General features: G+C 64.9%; 5 protein-coding genes. 1 reads left to right on the top strand and 4 read right to left on the bottom strand.

Annotated elements, in window-relative coordinates:
• The 3 genes from VNM24_04750 to VNM24_04740 form a co-directional block, all read right to left on the bottom strand.
• Positions 1 to 413 (bottom strand): hypothetical protein (locus VNM24_04750; GenBank protein HWQ37913.1); only part of this gene is annotated, 413 nt, incomplete at its 3' end.
• Between the two features lie 517 nt (positions 414 to 930).
• Positions 931 to 1566 (bottom strand): SDR family oxidoreductase, encoded by a 636-nt coding sequence (locus VNM24_04745; protein HWQ37912.1) that lies wholly within the window; start codon positions 1564 to 1566, stop codon positions 931 to 933.
• Complete coding sequence (locus tag VNM24_04740) at positions 1563 to 1973, bottom strand: SgcJ/EcaC family oxidoreductase (GenBank protein HWQ37911.1); 411 nt, start codon at positions 1971 to 1973, stop codon at positions 1563 to 1565. Before VNM24_04740 ends, VNM24_04745 begins: the two co-directional genes overlap by 4 nt.
• 150 nt (positions 1974 to 2123) lie before the next feature.
• Between VNM24_04740 and VNM24_04735 the strand changes: the two genes are divergently transcribed.
• Entirely contained in the window at positions 2124 to 3059 is a 936-nt protein-coding gene (locus VNM24_04735) for a LysR family transcriptional regulator (protein ID HWQ37910.1), read from the top strand.
• Positions 3060 to 3257: 198 nt separating this feature from the next.
• Here the strand turns inward: VNM24_04735 and VNM24_04730 are convergent.
• A partial coding sequence (locus VNM24_04730; GenBank protein ID HWQ37909.1) for an ATP-binding protein occupies positions 3258 to 3775 on the bottom strand: 518 nt, incomplete at its 5' end.

The following is a 3775-nucleotide window of genomic DNA, read 5'->3' as shown; positions in this document are numbered from 1 at the left end:
CAGCGCTCCAAGTCGGCTGTTTTCAGCTCGCCGAGCTTTAGCGCGAGGAATTCGCCGGTGACGTGCTTGTTGATGCTGTCCAGGTCCTGCCAGACGGTCTGGGAGCCGTCCGCGGCCTTCGTGTGCGCGTAGTCCTCCAGTGCATCGAGCACGTCGTAGTCGCGCGGCACGCCGTCGGCGAAGGTCTTCCACCACTGCTCGGCCAAGGCGAGCGCTTCCTCGTAGGTGAGTTCGCGCTCCTCGCCGAGCGCCTTGTGGGAGAGCTTGCCGTTGACGAAGATGCGCGCGACCCAGGTGCCCCCGAACCGGGTCCTGCGAAAGCCGAGCGCATGGCCGCGGCGGATCGTGCGCCAGTACGGGGCGGGGCGAACCGGCAGCCTTTCGCGGCGGCCGATGAGGTCGATTCGTGCCACGGCGGTAACGGGCTTGTTAAAGTTTTGTTAAAGTTTATGGGTGTAAACGGGAGCATTGTGAAGTAAAAACACGTGAAAAATCAACACCCGTTTACGTCCGTTGACACGCCATTTCGTACTTTCACGGCGGTAACCGGGGTTCGAATCCCCGTGGGGACGCCATAATGCAAAAGCCACCATGGAAGGTGGCTTTTTCGTTTGATGCTCCCCACGCGCGCTTCCGCGCGGCGGTTCCGAGCAGGTCCTTGCACCGCGAAGACAGCTGCGGATTGCGCAGGCGAGGCGTCATTGCCGGGCTCGGCATCGATCGGCGTAGAGCCCGGTTCGTGCATTGAAAAGGGCGCCATCGGTGCCGCGGCGAGGGCGATTGCCGGCAGTTCCTTGCGCAGAAACCTTGACGATCAAAGGCAAGAACGCCGTTCCTTTTATTGCGAAAGCCCTCCGAGGATGGCGATCCTCAGCTCAGAACGCTGTACGACTTCGGGCTCCGGGAGAACAGGGCGCAGCGCCCCTGCATCTACGGCAGCAACCGAGGCGTCCGACCGACATAGTTGGTGTCCACGATCTGGCTCAACATGAAATCGGCCACGTCGGCCCGGGAGAGCGCGGGCAACGCCGATCGGGCGGCAATGCACTCACCGACCCTGTAGGTTCCCGTGTAAGGCCCGTTCGTAAGCTTGGGCGCTCTGACGATGGTCCAGTCCAGCCGGCTTGCGCGGACGAGTCCTTCCTTGGCCTCGTGATCCGCGATCTCATTGCGCAGTGGCCACCTCGCGACGTAGCGCAGCATCCACCCCGCTTCCTTGCGGCTTTCTGCGACGCCGATGAAGGAAAGATAAATGAATCGGCTCACGCCATGGTCGTGCATGACCTGGATGATGTTGCGGATGCCTTGCACCACAGCGGGGTCGTGCCTGAGCGCCCGGCCCGTACCGAGCGCAGAGATCACGACATCCTGTCCGGCAACGGCTTCATCGAGGCTCGATCGCTCGCCTACGTCGCCCTGAACGATTCGAAGGTTCGCGTGCCGGACGGCGAGTCGTGTGGGTTCGCGCACGAACGCAGTGACGCACAGCCCGCGGTCGAGCCCTTGCGACACGAGTTCACGCCCGGTGCCGCCACTCGCGCCGAAGACCAGCAGTCGCGAACTCATGTCCACCGCTCCACGCGGGCGATTTCGGTGTTTTGCGTGGCGACGATGCGCCAGCCACCCTCGCCACGCTCCATGACATGCATCAGGAGCCCGGAACGTGATGGCGCGGGGTTGCCTTCGGGGTCCAGGATGCCATCCATCCGCCAGCGCGAACGCACAACAACGATATCCGGGCGCATACAGCGCACATCGGTCGATTGAATCGTCAGCCGGGCTGTACGGAACATGCTCAGGTGGCGGCGAGCGTGTTCGGATACGATCTGGGCGCGGCCCCTGAGCCAATCGCCGAAGATGTTCACGAAATCGGCGTTCTCGAGGTAGAGGTTCCCGAATCCCTCCATATCATGGCGGTTCCAGACCGCCATCATCTCCTGGTTCAATGCATCGACGGACTCCATTACACGCATGGGTCTTTCCTCCGCTGAGTTTTCCGTTTCGACGAGTACAGCCCTTCGCAAACATCGTGGGCGCAACGAGCGCCGAAGTCGACTCCTCAATCGCGCACAGGGCCGTGCGCAACAGCACAACGGGCAAGGCGCCGGCGCTAGAATGGCCGCATGGCGGGCAAAGACGATCTGGACTGGGATGACCTGCGCTACTTTCTTCGGGCCGCGCAGAGCGGAACCCTTTCTGGCGCGGCACGTGCGCTCGGGGTCGAGCACACGACCGTCGGTCGACGCTTGACTTCGCTGGAGCGTTCGTTTGGCGCACCGCTGGTCATTCGGCGGGCGGACGGTTTGCAGCTGACATCGCTTGGAGAGAGGTTGCTACCGCTTGTCGAGGGCATCGCACGCAGCGTTCTGGCCGTGATGGACGAAGCTGCCGGCTGCCAGACGCGCGTGCGACTCGCCGTGCCATCCGGCTTTGCGGCGCTGCTCAGCGGAAGGATTGCGCAGTGGCGCCGCGAAAACCCCGAGATCGCAATCGAACTTTTGAGCGGAAGCAGGCCGGTCGACCTGAAGCGGGGTGAAGCGGACCTCGCGCTGCGCATGGGGCCGGTGACGGATGAAGATCTCGTCGCCCAGAATCTGGGCGAAGCAGGTTGGTCACTGTATGCCGCCGATCGCTATCTCGCGCGCAGGCCTGCGCCGGACAACCCGCGCAATCTCGCCGGTCATGAAGTCATCGGCTTCGACGACAGCATCGTCCACGTGCCCGGCGCAAGATGGATCGCCGAGCACGGCAAGGGCGCGACCATCGTGCTTCGCAATCGCGAGATGACCGACATGCTGGCCGCGGCGACGAGCGGTCTGGGTCTGGCGGTGCTCCCATGCATGCTCGCAGAAACCGAACCCAGCCTGAGGCGGCTCACCGATGAGGTCCTGGGAAGCCATCGCATATCGCTTGTCTATCGCCGCGAGATGCTCCGGGCCCAGGCCGTCAGGAAGGTCATCGCTTTGGTGGTGGGCGCGATGCGGGAGCACGCCGACCGGTTGAGCGGCGCGAGGAGCCCTACGACAGTGTCGGGCCCGCGGGGTCCACTCCGCCGGTAGCACCCCGAGCAACCCGTCCTGCTGGCTTCCTGCGGCGTCGACGTGCCCGCACGAAGCCGGCGAGTCGCGCAGCCGCCGGCAGGCAAGCAGCATCCGCCAGCGCGTCAGGTAAGTCATCGGAGCTACGCCGAGGGTACGCACAAAAGCGTTCAGCGAATGCCGAGCGCGACAGGAGCGCTTCCTCGGCCGGCTGTTCGGTCACTCCGCTTTTGAGAACTCCACCATCGCGCGGAATCCGCTGCCGTCCGGGCCGCCTGAGTAGCGCACGCGCCCGCCGTGCAGTTCGGCGATGCGCCCGACGATCGAAAGCCCGAGACCGCTGCCGGGTTCTTCGGCTCCGGCGGGGCGGTAGAAGCGCTCGCCGAGCCGGGCGAGGGCATCGGACGGAAGGGGAGGACCGCTGTTCCTGACTTCGAGGCGCACGTCCTGCCCGTCGCGCCAGACGCCGGCTTCGATGGTCCCCCCGTCGGGTGTATAGCGCACGGCGTTGTCCACCAGGTTGCGGGCGAGAATTGCGAGCAGTCCGGCGTCGCCGTTCATCCAGACGGGCGGACCGTCCTCGAGCGCGAGTTCGAGTCCCTTTTCCAGTGCGCGCGGGGCATGCTCCGCGATCTCGGCGCGCACGATTTCACGCAGGTCGCAGCGCGCCATGCTGCCTGGCTGCCCGCCCGACTCCAGGCGCGCCAAGGTGAGCAGCTGTTCGACCAGGCGGGCGG

Source organism: Burkholderiales bacterium (assembly GCA_035560005.1).
GTDB lineage: Bacteria > Pseudomonadota > Gammaproteobacteria > Burkholderiales > Eutrophovitaceae > DASRFY01.
The sequence above is the reverse complement of the archived record's forward strand: the minus strand, read 5'-3'. Positions and strand labels throughout refer to the sequence as shown.